At 39.6% G+C, this 17,704-nt stretch carries 14 protein-coding genes, 1 tRNA gene, 1 rRNA gene and 1 other RNA gene; 1 reads left to right on the top strand and 16 read right to left on the bottom strand.

The features are described 5' to 3' along the window. From BJ095_RS17725 to ffs, 15 genes are all read right to left on the bottom strand, one after another. Window positions 1-91: ribosomal RNA gene (locus BJ095_RS17725) — 16S ribosomal RNA — on the bottom strand; the annotation flags it as partial. A gap of 365 nt (window positions 92-456) precedes the next feature. Then, window positions 457-726 carry a pro-sigmaK processing inhibitor BofA family protein gene (locus tag BJ095_RS17720; protein ID WP_181418117.1) on the bottom strand — a complete coding sequence of 90 codons (270 nt, stop codon included), beginning with the start codon at window positions 724-726 and terminating at the stop codon, window positions 457-459. A gap of 65 nt (window positions 727-791) precedes the next feature. Next, a complete protein-coding gene (locus tag BJ095_RS17715) occupies window positions 792-1,007 on the bottom strand; it encodes a YaaL family protein (RefSeq protein WP_107937659.1) in 216 nt (71 codons plus the stop codon). Window positions 1,008-1,191: 184 nt separating this feature from the next. Continuing rightward, a complete protein-coding gene (gene recR / locus BJ095_RS17710; protein WP_107937661.1) occupies window positions 1,192-1,788 on the bottom strand; it encodes a recombination mediator RecR in 597 nt (198 codons plus the stop codon). 12 nt (window positions 1,789-1,800) lie between these two features. Further along, window positions 1,801-2,115, bottom strand: coding sequence for a YbaB/EbfC family nucleoid-associated protein (locus BJ095_RS17705; protein ID WP_107937662.1), 315 nt, complete (start codon window positions 2,113-2,115; stop codon window positions 1,801-1,803). A gap of 87 nt (window positions 2,116-2,202) precedes the next feature. Beyond that, complete coding sequence (gene dnaX, locus BJ095_RS17700) at window positions 2,203-3,978, bottom strand: DNA polymerase III subunit gamma/tau (protein ID WP_107937664.1); 1,776 nt, start codon at window positions 3,976-3,978, stop codon at window positions 2,203-2,205. Between the two features lie 204 nt (window positions 3,979-4,182). Then, the gene (locus BJ095_RS17695; protein ID WP_107937666.1) at window positions 4,183-6,777 is read right to left on the bottom strand and encodes a VWA domain-containing protein; all 2,595 of its coding nucleotides are present in this window, start codon (window positions 6,775-6,777) and stop codon (window positions 4,183-4,185) included. After that, entirely contained in the window at window positions 6,761-8,512 is a 1,752-nt protein-coding gene (locus tag BJ095_RS17690) for a vWA domain-containing protein (RefSeq protein WP_107937668.1), read from the bottom strand. The genes BJ095_RS17695 and BJ095_RS17690 overlap by 17 nt, the downstream gene beginning before the upstream one ends. An 11-nt stretch (window positions 8,513-8,523) precedes the next feature. Then, window positions 8,524-9,402 carry a DUF58 domain-containing protein gene (locus tag BJ095_RS17685; RefSeq protein ID WP_107937670.1) on the bottom strand — a complete coding sequence of 293 codons (879 nt, stop codon included), beginning with the start codon at window positions 9,400-9,402 and terminating at the stop codon, window positions 8,524-8,526. Beyond that, on the bottom strand, window positions 9,399-10,394 hold the full coding sequence (locus tag BJ095_RS17680) for an AAA family ATPase (RefSeq protein ID WP_107937672.1): 996 nt from the start codon (window positions 10,392-10,394) through the stop codon (window positions 9,399-9,401). Before BJ095_RS17680 ends, BJ095_RS17685 begins: the two co-directional genes overlap by 4 nt. Before the next feature lie 14 nt (window positions 10,395-10,408). After that, entirely contained in the window at window positions 10,409-11,839 is a 1,431-nt protein-coding gene (locus BJ095_RS17675) for a hypothetical protein (RefSeq protein ID WP_107937674.1), read from the bottom strand. Between the two features lie 14 nt (window positions 11,840-11,853). Continuing rightward, window positions 11,854-12,717 carry an ABC transporter permease gene (locus tag BJ095_RS17670; protein WP_107937676.1) on the bottom strand — a complete coding sequence of 288 codons (864 nt, stop codon included), beginning with the start codon at window positions 12,715-12,717 and terminating at the stop codon, window positions 11,854-11,856. After that, window positions 12,714-13,649: an ABC transporter ATP-binding protein gene (locus BJ095_RS17665; protein ID WP_107937683.1), complete on the bottom strand. Its 936-nt coding sequence runs from the start codon at window positions 13,647-13,649 to the stop codon at window positions 12,714-12,716. The genes BJ095_RS17670 and BJ095_RS17665 overlap by 4 nt, the downstream gene beginning before the upstream one ends. A gap of 2 nt (window positions 13,650-13,651) precedes the next feature. Further along, a complete protein-coding gene (locus BJ095_RS17660; RefSeq protein WP_107937678.1) occupies window positions 13,652-16,042 on the bottom strand; it encodes a hypothetical protein in 2,391 nt (796 codons plus the stop codon). Between the two features lie 286 nt (window positions 16,043-16,328). Further along, an RNA gene (ffs, locus tag BJ095_RS17655) (signal recognition particle sRNA large type) lies at window positions 16,329-16,595 on the bottom strand. Between the two features lie 328 nt (window positions 16,596-16,923). On the opposite strand from ffs, the gene BJ095_RS17650 reads away from it, so the two are divergent. After that, a tRNA-Ser gene (locus BJ095_RS17650) sits at window positions 16,924-17,016 on the top strand. Window positions 17,017-17,182: 166 nt separating this feature from the next. Here BJ095_RS17650 and BJ095_RS17645 read toward each other — a convergent pair. Next, window positions 17,183-17,476, bottom strand: a complete 294-nt coding sequence (locus BJ095_RS17645; RefSeq protein ID WP_107937681.1) for a hypothetical protein — start codon at window positions 17,474-17,476, stop codon at window positions 17,183-17,185. Between the last annotated feature and the right edge of the window lie 228 nt (window positions 17,477-17,704).

The following is a 17,704-nucleotide window of genomic DNA, read 5'->3' as shown; positions in this document are numbered from 1 at the left end:
GAAAAGCAAGCTTTTCTAAAGTCCGCTCGACTTGCATGTATTAGGCACGCCGCCAGCGTTCGTCCTGAGCCAGGATCAAACTCTCCATAAAAGAGAAAATTTGATAAAGCTCAAATTTTGTGCTGGCATCAATTTTGATGTCCAAAATTTTGTTTCTCTAAATTAATAGAAGAAACTATGTTCATTAACGTTTTGTTGTTCAGTTTTCAAGGTTCATCGTCATCACTTTCTTCAATGTGACAACTTTTATATCATACCATCTTACCAAATCATCTGTCAACAACTTTCTTCCAAAAGTTTTAACAGTTATTCAATCGACAGCTTTAACATAGTATCATTTACCGATATGAAAGTCAATAACTTTATTCATTCAATGATATTTTTTTACTGCGTCGTAATGACTTGTATTAATATACCATCATAATAATCCAATAGCAAGTAATTTAGCAAAAAAAATTATTGGAGTACTGTTAATACCCCAATACAAAGAATACCTGGTATACCTAGAATTGTTATTGTAAGAGCTGAAAACAGATTAACCGGCACTACCACATCGTACCCATCAACAATAATATGAGCTATGTATAATAGCGCAAACGAACAGGCAAGCTTAAACCAAAGAATCGCTAACTTTTCAAAAACTGCCCCAAATCCTACTTTTCTACCTATTAAAATAATAAAAAAGAGTAGCGCACTAACAACACCAATTGCTATGTATGTTGTCAACCATATCTCCCCTCTCGAATATCTATTCTTAGGAGCATATGCTTTTGCGGCTACCCTTAGTATGCTTATTTAATTAATATTTTTCGAATTCTTGCTTCTTTAAATAAATAAAAGTGAACACTTTCAGCAATTTTCCGATGTGCAATGACCTCTAAATCATAATCATCGACAAGATCTTCAATCACTTTAGCACTACTCCAGTCATCTTTTGTCTCTTTTATAAGATTGACTAGTCTTTCGTCAAATTCTCTCTTTAATTTCCCTTTACGACTGAATATCACACGACTCCACTCACCTTATACTAATATTACAGGACAATAACATCTATATCAGTTACTACTGTTGTATATATGTCCAGAACAAACTGTGTGCGAAAACATGTTATTAAAACTAATACAAAAGAGTGGGTTAACACCTGCAACAGATCTCATTATTTGAACTTTTTATAAGGAAACGAAAAATCCCTTATAATTCACGGCGTCCTTCCAATGCTTTTGATAATGTAACTTCATCAGCATATTCTAAATCGCCACCAACAGGTAAACCATGTGCGATGCGTGTTGTACGAATTCCAGAAGGTTTTACAAGACGAGATATATACATAGCTGTTGCTTCCCCTTCAATTGTTGGGTTCGTTGCTAAAATTAACTCCTGTACACGTTCATCTTGTAGTCGCGTAATTAATGAAGCTACATTAATATCCTCGGGTCCTACACCATCCATAGGCGAAATTGCGCCATGTAATACATGATAAAGACCTTGATAATCACGCATCTTTTCCATTGCAATCACATCTTTTGGATCCTGAACAACACAAATTGTTGATATGTCACGCTGTTTATCGGAACAAATTTGACATGGGTCTACATCTGTAATATGCCCACAAACCGAGCAATACATTAAATTTCTTTTTGCATCGATTAATGCCTTTGCAAAGGTTGATACTGTGTCTTCTTTCATAGTTAAAACGAAAAATGCCAGTCGGGCCGCAGTTTTCGGACCGATACCTGGCAATTTCATAAAGCTATCTATTAGCTTTGATATTGGTTCAGGGTAATACATTTATGATTCCTCCTAGAATGGAAGGTTTAATCCTTGAGTGAATTTACCCATAGTTGATGAAGTCGTTTCTTCTACTTTCTTTAACGCCTCATTTGTTGCAACAACGATTAAATCCTCTAACATTTCTACATCTTCAGGATCTACTACAGATGGATCTAATTTTACACCAAGGACTTCACGTTGACCGTTTAACGTAATTGTTACCATACCGCCACCAGCAGTACCTTCAAATTCCTTTGCATTTAACTCTTCTTGAGCTTCCATCATTTCTTTTTGCATTTTTTGCATTTTCTTCATCATACCTTGCATATTTCCCATTCCACGCATATTAAAATTCCTCCTAGTAATGTTTAAATTTAATTGTAATCAGCATGCAATAACAAAAATTCTAGCCATTGCATCCTGCTTTCTAAATTAATCTTCAACTACCTCAACAAAATCCTTGCCAAACATTTTCTCTGCCTCTAAAACTAAAGGATCCTCTGAAGCAATTTCTTGTGCATCGTCAATAAACGGTTCATCTTGGTCATCTCTTCCCATATCTGACTCATCATCGGAATTTTCCTTTTTCTGATTCAGACCATTTTCTTTAATGAAGTTCTGACGAAGAGTCATCCAATCATTTTCTGGAATGCACAATACTTCATACATGGTTCCTGTCATTTGAGATAGAGATTGAGCGAAAAAGCTTGTAAACTCTCTGTTTTCGGCAACCATTCGACAATGTATATCATACTTGAATTTTATCACAAATGCACTACTTGAAGCTGCAACAGGTTCTGCCTCAGCTAGCAATGCTGCTTGGGATTTTTGGAGCTGACTTAATGATTGCGCCCATGCATTTTTAATATTGTGAATATCTTGCTTTGTCGCACCCTTTAGTACTTCACGAATGCGTCCAATTGGTGCATTAAAGTTGTTTGATTTTGCACGAGGACGTGGGGCTTCTTTTTGCTGGCCTCCAGCATTTCCTTGTACTTGAACGCCATTTTGAAGCTGCATCGTTAACTGTTGGACCATTTTTTCAAGATTTGCTACTTTTTCATTCATTGCCGGATCTATAGCTACGGTGCCCATTTGAACTTGCGTACTAACTGCACCACTATTCGGTACTTGTGCCATCTTCAATAGAGCAGTTTCTAAATAGATTTTTGTATGATGAGAAAAACGCATTTCCTGTTGTGTTTTAGATAGTATATCGATATATCCGTAAAGTGTATCGGCACTAAATTCATGTGCGAGTTGAATAAACTTGTCCTCTGGAGATACAAGCTCCAGTAATTCTGTAAGCTCGTTACTTGTTTGCAGTAATAATAGGTCTCTGAAAAATGTAATTAAGTCCTCCGCTAGACGAAGTGGATCCTTCCCATCGGCAATTAGTTCTTCAATAGCTGTTAAGACCTTTGCTATCTCTCTTGCTTTTAGTGATTCCACTAAATCGTAAAAAATATCTTGGCTAATAGATCCACTTACAAGTAGCGCGTTGTCTAAAGTTAATGTATCCCCACTAAATGATACAACCTGGTCTAATAAACTTAAGGCATCACGCATCCCACCTGCAGCCGCTTGAGCGATGACTTTTAAAGCTTGCTCCTCATAGGGCAAGTTAATATCCTCTAAAACGACTTTCATTCGCTCTAAGATATCAGTTGAGGATAAACGTTTAAAATCAAAGCGTTGACAACGTGAAATAATCGTTGCGGGTAATTTATGAGGCTCAGTTGTTGCCAAAATAAATACTGCATGTGGAGGTGGTTCTTCTAATGTTTTTAATAGTGCATTAAAAGCACTTGTTGAAAGCATATGCACCTCGTCGATAATATACACTTTAAAACGTGCATTCGCCGGAGCAAATCTTACCTTTTCAATAATGTCGCGCATTTCTTCTACACGCGAGTTGGAAGCTGCGTCAAATTCAATTACATCTGGATGTGAACCCTCTGTAATACTTAAACATGTTGGACATTCGTTGCAGGGCTCACTTGCTGGAGCCTTTTCACAGTTCAATGCTTTTGCAAAAATTTTCGCCGTACTTGTTTTCCCTGTTCCACGAGGACCTGAAAAAAGATAGGCATGTGTTGTTTTATTTGCTAATAAAGCATTTTGAAGGGTTCTTTTTACGTGTGTTTGACCGGACATTTCACGAAAACTTTGCGGTCTATAAACACGGTAAAACGCTTGGTATGTCAACTTTTTTCACCCCTTCTTCTTTCCCTTTAGTCTAGTAGCTATATTATAGCATAGGTCAACTTCTCTTTTCCCTTCCAATGGTAAAATGCCATTCAATTGTTTAATTTAATGACATAACAAAAAGAGGAGCTATACGGTCATACCGTTGCCCCTCTTTCCCACTTACATTTTAAAGCTTCCGTTCGAAGGAAATTTTCTCTATGATTATTTCCGCTTCATTTCCTTCAATATTTGCCCGACATTTGTTTCTTCTTGAGATTTGGGCTGTTCTGGTGTTTTCTTTACTTTCCCAACGGTTTGCAAGAAGCCCCATCCAAATCTTCGTATCGTTATATCAATGAAGAATAGTAGCATACTTGCTAAGACAAGCCACAATGTAATACTTTGTTTTTCTGCACCTTTCATGGTGAATTCTCGGAAGGCTTGCTCTGGCTCCTCTAACAATAGCCCACCCGTCCGCTCTGTAATTTGCGTTAATAGAGGCTCATTAGGTGGATGCAGCTCAAATTCCTCACTATATGGAATAGTCTGTCCTGCTTGATAGATTGTGCCGTCTCCGCTTGTAATTCGGAAGAAAACAAGCCCAGGTTCAGCTTCAAGTGTAGCCTTTACTTTACTTGCTGAAACAGGATCTAGTTGAACTTCAAGCTCTTCACCAAATTCATTGACAGCAGCTATATCTAAAAATGCCGCCTGATTGGTTGGATCAGTAATAACAAACGAGCCTTGCGCATCTAGGCGAATATCATAGGCAATTTCATTGTAGGTTGGTAGCATTCTTGAAATTGCAGTTTGCCAAAAGTTTGGCCATTCCTCCCAGCGTGCCCAGTCACCTGTCCATGCACCTGTGGAATCAGAAGTAAAGGCAATCGTTCGACCTAGCCCATACTGCCATTCTGCTAGTACAGGGTCTTCCTTCTCACTTTCCGCTATTACCATAGCCGTTTGCTTCGCAGTGGTACCAATATAAGCATTCATTTGAGGAACACCGTTTTCAAACAGTGCATTCCACCCTTCCGCATTATAAATAGTTGGATAGAAGGGGTTATCTTCAATATAGGTTCTCGAAATCATTGCGGTTTCACGAGATAAAATAGACGGAATAGTTGTTTCATCAAGTACACTATAGAAGCGTCCACTTCCCCATTCACTTAAGCTTTCTAACAAAGCCCCATCCGCGTCAGCTCCAATGGCAACAGTAGATAGAGTAATATTATTTTCTTTTCCTGCTTCTATTAAATCCTCATAGCTACTCGCTGTGTAGGACTGCCCATCTGTGAGTAAAATAATGTGCTTCCTCTGCAATTGTAAATCGGTTAAATTTTCATAAGCTAGCTCCAGGGAGGTAAAGATTTCTGTTCCACCACCTGGAGGAATCGATAAAACTGTATTAACTGCCTTTTCCTTATCCGTTAAAGGCGCTGTTTCAATCACTTCCCACGGTCGGTCATCAAAAGCGATAAAACCTAGTGTATCGCCATCACGAAGTAGCTCCACTGATCTTGCAGCAGCTTCCTTAGCTAGCTCGATTTTCGGTCCCATCATACTGCCTGAGCGGTCAAGAACAATGACTAACCCAAGTGAAGGTAACTGCTGTTTCCCCTTCACTTCCATTTCTACAGGCAATAATGCCTCGATCGGTGTTTTAAAATAACCACCTAGTCCAAAGCTATTTTCTCCTCCCACCATCATAAAGCCAACGCCGAAATTTTTTACAGCTTGCTCGATTACGCCCATTTTTTCCTCCCCCACGAGGTGACCAGGGATATTATCAAAAATGATGGCATTGTAGTTTAAAAAGCTTGAGAGGGAGCTCGGCAATTCACTAGAGGCTTTCACATCATAATTGACTGCATTTGTCCCAATGGCAGATGCAATAGAGGAACCTTCCACCCTATCGCTAACTATTAAAACCCTCGGAGTACTTTGAACCATTGTGACACTAGTTAATTTATTATTTTCTATAATCGCGTCTTCATCGACTTGAACAAGCGCTTCATATTTTACTAAGCCTTCTGCGTGTCCGACATATCTGTAGGTAAATACGTTTGCCCCTTCTTCTAACTGAACTGGTTTCTGATGGATAAGCTGATCATTTTCATATAAATAAAGCTCCCCTTGTGTAGCCATTGTTGATTTAATTTCTGTTACTAGCTGTTGTTGCTCCCCTGCATAGGCAACCTGTGGTGTCGTAAAGCTTTGAACAGAAACATCCGCTGCTACGTTTTGACTTAGCTGAACAACATCAATCGATACATTTGATTCTGTTAATTTAGTAAGCTGCTCTTGTGCATTCCCTTTTGTTTCTAAACCATCCGTTAACAATACAATCCTTGTTGCCTTTTTGAGGTCGACAATGCCCGTTGCTAATTGTATTGCCTGCGCAATATTTGTTTCCCCTCTATTTGTCATGTCACTTAGCTCCGGAACATGCTCTAGCGTATCTGTAAGCATCGATTCTGTTTGGAGGTTAGATGCAAAGGAATAAATCCCAACATGATGGTTTTCATTTTTAGCCTTCAAGCCTTCCTCTATAAAGGAGATGGCTTGGTCCTCCACGCCGTCTAGTGATGCTGAGCGGTCGATTAAATACACAACCTGTTCCTCTTTAACAGGTAGCAATAGATATGGCGAACAAATTGCAAATACTAAAAGAACAACCGCCAAAATTCGAATACCAAAAACGATCTGTTGATTTTTCTTTAGCTGGTCTCGGTGCCTCCACCAGGTCCAAAGGAAGTATGCAACAAGTGGAATAAGTAGTAATAGCGCTAGTGGGGTATCAATTCGCAAATCCACGTCTTCTTTGCACCTCCCACTCTAGTACGAGTAATAAAAGAATTGGTAGCAGTAACCACTGTACTAATGATTTCTTTGTTGTTTCCTCTAAACCGCTATTTTGAACAGTTCCCAACTCAAAGCTAGTACCTTCCTGAATCGAACGTTCCCCACTTGTAAGCTGAACAATAAACTGTTTTTCTTCTTCCTTGGAGCTTATGCTATAAACCCCTGGAATTGTCGGAGCCCGAAATTCACTGCCTCCCTCTACAGAAGAGATATACTCTTCATCATTAGAGTAAATCGACCATTCGCCTGAAGTAAGTGAAACAGCGCGACTCTCATTAGGAGAGAAGGTACCTAAATTTTGTGTTCCCTCCATCAATTCGTTTTGAATTCCCCATAAAAGGAGTGGGAAGGATGGGTGAAGCGGCCAATCCGTTTGCTCTATATCTGCCAAAATGACAATATCTCCTCTTGATGATCGTTGAACAAAAGGTTTTTCATCTATTGTTGCAATTGTCGTAAAGTCATCAAAAGCTGGATAGATGGAGCTAACATAGACATCCTCTAACGAACTAAAAGCAAATAACGAATCCTGCGAAACATCCACCAGTGAATTTACCTCTTGTGGTTCTACATCGTCACGCCCAATTAAAACAATAGGAGATTTTGATTGTTCAAGTAGCTCCTTTTGATTCGTTACAATCATGGCATCTTCCATATCCTTTAACTGATCTGAAGGAGCAATTTTCACTTCAGTATTTAATGCTTGGAATCCTTTTTGTACGAGCTGATGCATTTGCTGATCGATGACGATTTCCGATGTTCCACTTCCAATAAGAGTCATCATCGTATTATCAATGTCATAATCATCATCCACTTGAATTGTTGCTGTTAATAAATTAGTCAATGGGAGAGCATCAAAGGTTTTTGACCATTCCTCCCCACCCTGTATCGTAATTTCCTCTTCAATAACTTGATTTTCCGCTCCATCCAATAGTAAAAGCTTTACTACCTGAGGACTTTTTGTTTCATTTTTCAGCTGGACCAGCGCTAAAGCAGAATCCTCTATTGCTGTCGCTGCTAGCCTTGTAATCGATATATTTTCTAGGTCTTTACTTGCTCCTTTTACTACCCACGTGATTTTCTCACTTTCAATCGGCAGCTCGCCGCGTTCAACTGAATCTGTAAATAAATACATCGAGGTAGCTGTTTCTCCGATAAAAGCTGTTGCCATATCAATTGCCTTTGGTAGCTGTTCTTCTTCATAGGTGACTTCTAAATCTTCAATAGCTTTATGTATGACTGAGCTTTGAGTTTCTTGACGGAGAATTGCTTTTGGTTCGTCTCCAGTGGTAATAATCGTCAACGGCCTGCCACCTAGAGCTGCTGCCAAAGACTTCATTTCCTTTTTATGCTGCTCAAAAGTACTACCTTCCCCATTTTTAGCGAGCATCGTAGCTGAAGTATCTACAATCCAAATTGACTGTTCACCTGCAATTTCAGTTGTTTTTACAAATGGATTCATAAGCGCCAGGACAAATAAAATGAGAGAGAGTAGCTGCAAATAAAGTAGCGCATTCTTTTGCAGGTGCTTTAAATAAGGTGAAGCTTTTGTTTCCTGCATAACCTCAGCCCAAAAGAGTGTAGAGGAAACGGGCTGATTTGTATATTTTTTACGAAAAAAATAATATAGCAGGACAACAACCGGTATGAATGCTGTCCATAAAAATACTAAATTAGTAAATCCCAAATCACTTCACCTCACTGTACCCAATGTGACTTGAGTAATTTATGGAAAATAGCGTTTTGTAGCCCATCCTCCACAACAAGCTGGATTTTTCGAATGCCAAAACGGTTCGCTAATGCATCAAATTCCGCTTCATGCATTTCCTTTGTTTTTTCATAGCCTGCTAAAACACGGTTAGACACAGAGACATTTACATCCCTATTTGTTTCCGCATCGATTAAACGAACATCTCCTGTATAGGATGGCCTCAGCTCATTCTCGGTAACAATTTGAATGCAACGAATATCGCCTGCAAATCGCGGGAGACGTTTAAAAAATTGCTGCCATTCAGCAATTGGTTCAAGCCCATCTGTAATGATAAATAGAACAGTGCTATCCTTTGGTAAAGCTTTAATTCCTTCTCGCGCAAAACTACCTTTCCCACTTGCTTCTTCTAAACTAGAAACAATTTGTAGAAAGTGTTTTCTGTAGGTTGCTCCTTTTCGCCTAAAGGGAAGTGCCTGTGTTTCACCTACATAAGAAAAAGATAATCGGTCGTCCCGATTTAGAACCATTAGCCCGATGGCAGAAGCAATTTGCCTTGCGAATCGCCATTTCTTTTCTTCTCCCATTGATCGAGTAGCATCAAGCAAAACATGTACCCGCATCTCCTGCTCATCTAAAAACCGTTTAATAAAGTATTTTTCCGTTCGCGCATACACGTTCCAATCAACCTGCCGCACATCATCACCTAAGGTATATTCACGGAAATCAGAAAAATCAAGAGAAGAACCAAATCTCTGCGAACGGTTGCCCCCTTTATGCTGACCACGTAATTTGGAGGATGTTGCAATGGATAATCGGCTGATTTTTGCGACCCATTCATCTGGTAATATGATGGTTTGTTTACTCATAGACCCACGCCTTGTTGAATTGAAGTTAAAATGCCTTCAATCAAATCATCAGTGGTTTTACCTTCTGCTTCTCCTTCATAATTCACCATCATTCGGTGACGAAGCGCTGGTTTAGCTACTGACTTAATATCTGCAATCGATACATGGAAACGCCCCTGCATAACAGCACGTGCTTTAGCTAATTTAATAATACTTTGCAAGCCACGTGGGCCACTTCCATACATCACAAACTGCTGTACCTCTGGTAAAGAATAGTCTCCCTTTGGATGTGTTGCAACAACCAAGTTAACGGCATATTCCATCATTTCATCAGCCACAAGCACCTCTTTCACCATTTGCTGGGCAACGATTAGACTATCACTGTTCATGACTTTTTCTAATTCTACTTCTACTGCCCCTGTGGTACGCTTCATAATCTCCATCAAGTCCTTTTTAGATGGATAAGGGACTATGATCTTGCATAGGAAACGGTCCATTTGTGCTTCAGGTAGAGGATAAGTTCCTTCCATTTCAATCGGGTTTTGTGTAGCTAGAACAAAGAAGGGCCTTGCCATTTTCTTTGTATCTCCTAAAATCGTTACCGTTTTTTCACCCATTGCCTCAAGTAATGCACTTTGGGTTTTCGGCGTTGCGCGGTTTATTTCATCGGCTAAGACCATTTGACTAAAAAGTGGCCCTGGCTGGAAAACAAATTGCTGTTTACCGTTTTCCGCCCGCTCAATAATATTTGTTCCTGTAATATCTGTTGGCATTAAATCCGGGGTAAATTGAATTCGAGAAAAGGATAAATCCAATACCTCTGAAATTGTCCGGATTAGCATTGTTTTTCCTAGACCCGGCAAGCCCTCCAGCAAGGCGTGCCCATCTGCTAGAATGGCGTATAGGGTAAATTCGATTGCTTCTTCCTGTCCGACTATGAATTTACTTATTTCTTGTTTTACCTGCTGTAGCTCTAGACTTATTTCGCTATATTGCTGTTCATTAAAGGCCATTTCTTAAGTCCTCCTTATTCCGACTCTATGGAAGAAAAATATGATTGTACAATATCCTGCAAATCCTTTGGTAGCTGCATTCTTTCGGAGCTTTTTAAGTAGCTATCCTTATAGTCCCCGATAACCTCTTCATATGGTCGAATAGTTCCTTTTGTAACTGGAACAGGCCCTTTTTGTTCCCCTGCGGCAGTACCTTCACCGAGAGGTCCACCATCAACTGATGTTTCACTGTTTCCTCCCACTCGATTGGGAATGGAAAGTAAATCGCGACCTCCCTGACCTTGACCGGCTCCATTTGATCCTTGGCCTTGACCTTGACCTTGACCATTACCGCCATTTCCTGTGCCAGAGCCTTGGCCAGCCCCATTTCCTGTGCCTCCGTTCCCGGTACCGTTCCCCGAGCTATTCCCCTGACCTTGACCCTGCTGTCCACTTTGACCAGAATCATTTTTATTTCCTTGATCATCGCTATTATTATCACTTTGTTGTCCATTACCAGTACTTGAAGATTCACCATTTTCATTTTCCGGGCTATTTTCCGGCGATTCCGAGCCAAGTTCACTAGCAATTGCATTCTGCAAATCAAAGCTAATCGGCTTTCCGAGCTTACTTAAAGCAGTTTGTGTACTATTTGCTGTACTCGCTAACTCCTTTTGCAGCTCCATTAACTCTTCTAGCTGCTTTTGCTCCTGGGCCGTTAAGCCGTCCATTCCTTCACCATTGTCCTGCTTGGCTAGTTCTTGCTTTTCCTTTAGTTTTTGCTCCTGCAGCTTTAATTCCTTTTGCTTTTTCACAACTTCCCGCAAGGCTTCCTCTGAGGCTTCGATATCATTTAATTTATTTTTCAGTTCCTCTAATTGTTTTTTCGTTTCCTTTGAATCTGTTTTTTTCTGAAGCTCTGCCACTTCTTTTTCAAGATCCTTTATAACCTCCTGCTCTTTTTCAACAACAAGAGCCTGCTGCTGGGTTGCAGAAGGGAAAATCGATAAAGCACCCATCGCCATTACCACTACGACAATCCCTATCAATACTTTCGGCTTCCAAAGAAGCTTTTCTCGTTTTTTAAAACGTTCAAAAGCAGCTGAAGATTCCTTTTGTGCTTTTTGCAAAATAGAGCCTACTAGCGGATTCGATTCCTCCACTAAGGAAAGAGCGGTCACAAGCTCATTATGAGGATAAAAGCTATCTAATCGATGCATAGCCTCCTTATCTCGGACTCTTCTCCACCAGAGAAAGAGAACAACTGCTATTAACGCTCCTATCCCCACGTAAATCGCTATATTCCTGTAATACGGGAAAACAAAAAGGCGAGAAACTAATAGAATCGCCGCACTTAAAAAGCATGCAATCAGTACTCCATATTGTAATTTTGGAAGTGAATGCTCTATATTTAAGCTTCTTTTCGCCCGACGAATAAATTGCTTCAATACATGACGACGATCCATCTTACATCCGCCTCCTATCTGTTAGTTTTCATATTGGCACGTAATTTTCGAATTGCTATAAATAAACAAAATGCTGTTAAAAGTACATAAAAAATTAAATACCCAATCCACACTGGCATCGAAATTCCAGTCACTGACTCCAAACTCGTTGCCATCTCCGGATAAAGAATCGTTACCATTAATACGCCAGGGTTAATGGTCGCCCAGAAATGCGAAATTGGAGAAAATGGTGTGACATTTTGCTGTGGGCCACCTGTATTGATAAACATTTGCTCCATGGACATCCCTACAAAAAATAGAAAGCCCGTTATGCCGGCTAAAAAAATCATCGCCCCATAGGTAGTAATCATGGATACAATCGTTCTCTTTGTTATTGTAGAGAACATAATCCCGATACTGCCAATTGCAATCAGTGTAACCAAATAGAATAAAAATATTGTAATTAGCTGTGAAGGGGCTACCCCACCAAATAGAAATACAAGACTATATAATGGCAATCCTGCCACTAGCATTAACACTAAAAACGCTACTGACGACAAGAGCTTTCCTACGATAATTTGAGTTGAGCTTTGTGTGGTAGTCAGTAATATATTTAATGTTTGTTTTTCCCTTTCAGTACTAATTGCTCCCGCCGTTAAGCCAGGGGTAATAAACATTACAAGCCCCATTTGAATGACACTAAGCACGGCAAACATTGTAAAGCTATCACTTGGTCTGAAAAATGCAGTGCCAGAAAACTGCGTGTAGATTAATAAAAATCCGGTTACAAAAATACATAAAACCGCCAAGTAAAACATTAATCCTGAGAAGCTTTTAAAGGCACGGAATCGTAGTTTTAGCTCCTTTGTTAAAACCGGATTTGAAAAACGTCCCATCATACCTCATCTGCCCCCTTCGTAATCGCCATAAAGACATCCTCTAAATCCTTTTCCTCTTCTGTTAAGGCATAGATTGAAATTTCAGCAAGCATAGCCTTCCTCAAAAGATTTACTTGATCATTTGTCTTTCCGCGATAATTAAAGGCTATCTCGTTTTTTCCATAGATTACTTCAATTGAGCTAACGAGGGGATCCTCCTCAAAGAAGGCACGAGCCTTATCAATATCATCCATTACCTTTGCAACAAGGCGTTTGTCTCCCTGCAGCTGATCTTGAATTTGAGCAACATTTCCATGGGCGATTAGTTTTCCGTTATCGATTACACCGATTTCATCACACATTTCCGCCAGCTCTGGTAAAATATGCGACGAAATCAAGATTGTTTTCCCCATTGATTTTAAATGCTTTAAAATATCTCGCATTTCTACTCGAGCACGAGGGTCTAATCCTGAAGCAGGCTCATCGAGTATTAATACCTTGGGATCATGGATTAGAGAGCGGGCTAAACAAAGTCGCTGCTTCATCCCCCGGGATAGTAAATCAACATATTCATAACGTTTATGTGTTAAATTTACGAGCTCGAGTAATTGCGGAATAAGTACTTGGCGCTCAGCAGCAGACAGCCCATAGCTCGCCCCGTAAAAGTCTAGATACTCATCTGCCTTTAGTTGGTCATACACCCCAAAGAAGTCTGGCATATAGCCAATTTGCTTACGTACCTCCTTCGGTTCTCGCACCACGCTTTTCCCATTGATAAATGCATCACCAGCTGTTGGCGAAAGAAGAGTAGATAATATGGAAAATGTAGTAGATTTCCCGGCTCCATTTGCTCCAACAAAGCCAAATACAACTCCTTCATCTAAGGATAAAGTTAAGTTATCTAAAGCTGTAAAGGATCCATACTTTTTTGTTAGTCCTTGTATATCCACCATCATTATTTTGCCACCCCTTTGATTTCGACATCAGGCATTTTTACAGGGGACCCCATATCGTCCGTTAACCGTACAAGTATCTTAAGTTGCCCTTCTGCTGAGATATATTGCTCTAAGTTCGTTGTGTAGCTTGCACTGTTTTCCAGGATATCCTCATATTTTGAAGTGCTCCAATTCCAAACAGAAAGGGATGTACGATTAGCCGCCTTGTTAGTAATTGAAAGCTCTGTCCAATTCGTGTTTTCTAACAGCTCATCCGGCGCCCAAATAATATAGTCGTAATCTCCTTTATCTAAATACCATTCATTTGTTGACTCATTCATTAATTCCATATAGCCAGATCCATTTGTTGGCTCTAGATAGCCTTCTAATGATTCCTTATCTAAAGTAAACTCCCCTGACAATTCCACTACTGGCTCAAAGCTTTGAGCTATATAAGCTACTGGTGAAACCTTGGCACTTCCATCCAGTTCAATACCGACATGGGTATCCTCTGTCCAAGCAATAATCGTTGGTAATCGCTCACCCTCAACAAGCCCAGCAGCTCCATACTTTAGCTTTTCTAAGCGGAGCGGCATTAAATCTTCCTTCGATTGCGGTTGTGTATAGTTATAATTAGAAACCGATGGAGAAAGTAGAATTGAATTCTTTACCTCTTCCGAAACCTCAAGCGTTGCGTTTGCCTCTATGTCCCCTAACACAATTTCCTTCGTACCAGACCAAATGGCTACCTCATTTAATTTGAATGGGAAGTGATTTGTAATAGTACCTTCAATTTTTCCATCCTTTAGTGTGAGTTGAATATCCATATTGCCTGCTTTTTCAAGCTTCGTTTGCCCCACAATGGATTGAACAGACCAGTAATTTAGATTTCTCAGATTTAGGGTCGAACCATTTGCATGCTCTTGCACATACGACTTCTCATGAAGCACACTAGTTGAAGTATTCGAGTAATAATTAGAACCACGTGAAGCAACAGCTGTTGTGTTTTCATCAGTTGTAAAAGTAAAGTCCCCACCCTTATTTGTTAAAATCGACTCTATATAATGCCCTACTAAATTTTCACCTTCTACCTTATAAAAAGCAGATTGCTGAATTTGAGATTGTAGTAAACGATCCTTGGCACCGAATATGAACATAGCCAGCGAAAGGCCAATCGATAATAACGGAATCGCCCACCATGCATGCTCTCGTTTATCCAATTTTTTTAAGATGAAATAAAGTAATGGACCTATAAATAAAATATAAATAACTATTGTAATTACAAGGAAGGTTGTAGAGATTTCAAATGAAGGGAAAAGCTCATTTACACTCCCCACTTCAGAAGGAACGTAATTATTTATTCCCCCATAAAACATGCCAAAAGAATTCGTTTGATTCTGCTTTTGGAAATCTAATATTTCCCCGATTAATTTTACATAGCCATCCATCCCCGCAAGTGGTTGATCACCTAAAGAGAAGGTTGTTTGAATAATACGTCCACTGCCTAGATTCATACTTGAGGCTAGAATTGTGTCCCCATCCGCAAGTAAAGGCTTACCCCCTTCTTTTTCCTGCGCTTGGTAAACTTCGATATTATCCGGGAAGATGCCATTATTCGATAATTTAGCTAAGCTTTCTTTTAAAACAGTTACCTTTTCATTTGAAAGAACTAATGGAAGATGCTCTTTAAATATTCCTGATGAAGCTTCTACTTGATCGGAAGCACCAATTAAAAGCGTTCCACCACTTTCAACCCAGCTGTAAATGGCTTGTTGCTGCTTTTCTGTATAATCTGCAAGACTTATTTCATCTACAGCAATTACATCTGCCATAGCTAACCCTTTCGCCTCTGCAGGCATTTCGAATTTCTTTAGCTGATTTACATGGAAAACCTCCACATTATAAGTTGAAAATTGTCTTAATCTCTGTAAGGCAGATAATCGATCACTATTTTCCGTTAAGGTATAAACAAAGGATGCTTCTAAATCATGAAATTGAGGGCGTACTGCTTTTGTCCCTGTATATTTCACAGCCTTCCCTTTTTCAATGCCACCCTCATAAAAATAGAATAGATTTGGCTGCTGACTGCCGTTATACATATAATCATCCGAAAGCCCATTTAAATAGAGCTGTATCGTTTTTGTTTCTCCCTCTGCAATGTCTATCGGGTATACTAACCCAGAACCGACAGAGTAAGATTCAGCTGCGTCAATGACTAAGTCACCAGAAAAGGCTGAACCGCTGTTTGTAATTGTAAGTTTTAGCGGTAGTGGTGTGTAATACTTTACTTTGTTGGATATCCCCACTTCTGCACTTACGTCTAATTTTGGTGCTGCACTAGCACTGTCTATATGTAGAAAACTAACAAAAAATGATAGTAAAAATACTATCGGTATGATTCGCTTTAACAAAACCCTGCCTCCCCCTTTTTCTCTCTTTAATTGGTACGTTCATTTTACATTTAAGTTCCAATTTTTCCAAATAAATCTTCAATTTTCAGTTTTTGTTCGCACTGTTCGTATTACTATAGGCTATCCAATTAGATTTCATGACTTTGTTTTATGTGAAGTTTTTATGATGAGGGAATTGGTAGATTGATGAAGTACAGTTTAAAAAATTGCAAAAAAAAGACAAAACCAACATTTTAGTTGATTTTGTCTTTATCGACGCCTTTTGGCTTTAATATGTATATTAAAGCCGTGCACCTTCCTTCGACAGCCGTACATAAGCGTTACTCTTGTCGCCAGCTCAGGTTAGGCTACCCCGCGGCACATGGATGAAGCCACTTAATGCTGCTTCCTTCCGGACCTGACATGGTTCGTGGGTATCCATTGCGCAGGACCCAACCTTCAACGCTACGTGCAAGAGGCAGACCAAACATACGGACAGCCTCAGAAAAGGAATTCAGTCTCGCTAGAGCGGATTGCGAGTTACAGGGCACCGCTACCTCCCCACCTAGCACGGCATAAACTAGTATACTTTATAACAAGTAGAAAATGCAATGTTTTGATTTGGCAATAAAGGAAATATGAAAATCGTCATGTTTTTTCTTATTGTTTTTTCATAAATAAAAACTATTTTGCTGACGATTTTACAAAATATTTTTTTCAAAAAGCTAAGTTCACTGCATAGCTTTTTGAAGGTGAGGCAATATATTTGTGAGGTTGGTTTCAATAGAATTTAGAAGAGTGAAAATAACTTTTTAAAGAGAAAAAATATTTATCAAAATTATTGACCACTAAATTAAATCATGATATAGTATTTCTTGTCGATAGATTTCGACATATTATACGGAGGCATACCCAAGTCTGGCTGAAGGGATCGGTCTTGAAAACCGACAGGCGGGTTACACCGCGCGTGGGTTCGAATCCTACTGCCTCCGCCATTTTCTTTTAAAATTAAACTTTCATCCGTTACATTTATGTAACGGATTTTTTATATTCGCTTTGCCGCTAATTGGCTGCGTACGAGTAGATTGCTGCAAGAACAGCGCAAATCGCTACAGGCTATTTGCGGCACAATCTATTTTTGAAATTCAAGTTAAGAATGCTTCATTTCGAAATGATAATATACGACCGAAAACGCTCCGTTTTTTGAAAGGACTTCTCTATCTGCCCCAGCAAGTTGCCATCCTCCGTTTTCACCTGAAATTCCGGATCCTTGTATTGCTTATACACTTTCAATAAATAATCCTCCACTACATCAATCGCATTCGATTCATAGAGGACCTCTACAAAGAAACTATATTGGATATCCTCAATTGGGAATCCACCTCTTCTGACGTGTACCTTTGGCAAATACCGAATTGGCAATGGCTTATTACTAGCAATTAAGCAATACATCATCTCCAGTCTCCTCCCTTCCGTACTAATAGCTCCATAACATATATATAACTAAGTATAGTAGGAATAGGCAGCATCATGCCAAAGATATACTTATCGAATTGCTTCACCAAAACAAAGGCTATCTTTATAGTCAATCGAGTAGGAGGGAGTGATTAACTCCCGACCTCTCACACCACCGTACGTACGGTTCCGTATACGGCGGTTCAATTAAGATGAATAACGCAAAGT

The organism is Ureibacillus chungkukjangi (assembly GCF_003217295.1).
In the GTDB taxonomy this organism is placed as follows: Bacteria; Bacillota; Bacilli; order Bacillales_A; family Planococcaceae; genus Ureibacillus; species Ureibacillus chungkukjangi.
The sequence above is the reverse complement of the archived record's forward strand: the minus strand, read 5'-3'. Positions and strand labels throughout refer to the sequence as shown.

Excerpts from the sequence above, each read along its gene's own strand:
- BJ095_RS17685 (WP_107937670.1), bottom strand. The coding sequence starts at position 9,402 with ATGAGTAAACAAACCATCATATTACCAGATGAATGGGTCGCAAAAATC.
- BJ095_RS17670 (WP_107937676.1), bottom strand. The coding sequence starts at position 12,717 with ATGATGGGACGTTTTTCAAATCCGGTTTTAACAAAGGAGCTAAAACTA.
- BJ095_RS17680 (WP_107937672.1), bottom strand. The coding sequence starts at position 10,394 with ATGGCCTTTAATGAACAGCAATATAGCGAAATAAGTCTAGAGCTACAG.
- BJ095_RS17665 (WP_107937683.1), bottom strand. The coding sequence starts at position 13,649 with ATGGTGGATATACAAGGACTAACAAAAAAGTATGGATCCTTTACAGCT.
- BJ095_RS17645 (WP_107937681.1), bottom strand. The coding sequence starts at position 17,476 with ATGATGTATTGCTTAATTGCTAGTAATAAGCCATTGCCAATTCGGTAT.
- BJ095_RS17705 (WP_107937662.1), bottom strand. The coding sequence starts at position 2,115 with ATGCGTGGAATGGGAAATATGCAAGGTATGATGAAGAAAATGCAAAAA.
- BJ095_RS17675 (WP_107937674.1), bottom strand. The coding sequence starts at position 11,839 with ATGGATCGTCGTCATGTATTGAAGCAATTTATTCGTCGGGCGAAAAGA.
- recR (WP_107937661.1), bottom strand. The coding sequence starts at position 1,788 with ATGTATTACCCTGAACCAATATCAAAGCTAATAGATAGCTTTATGAAA.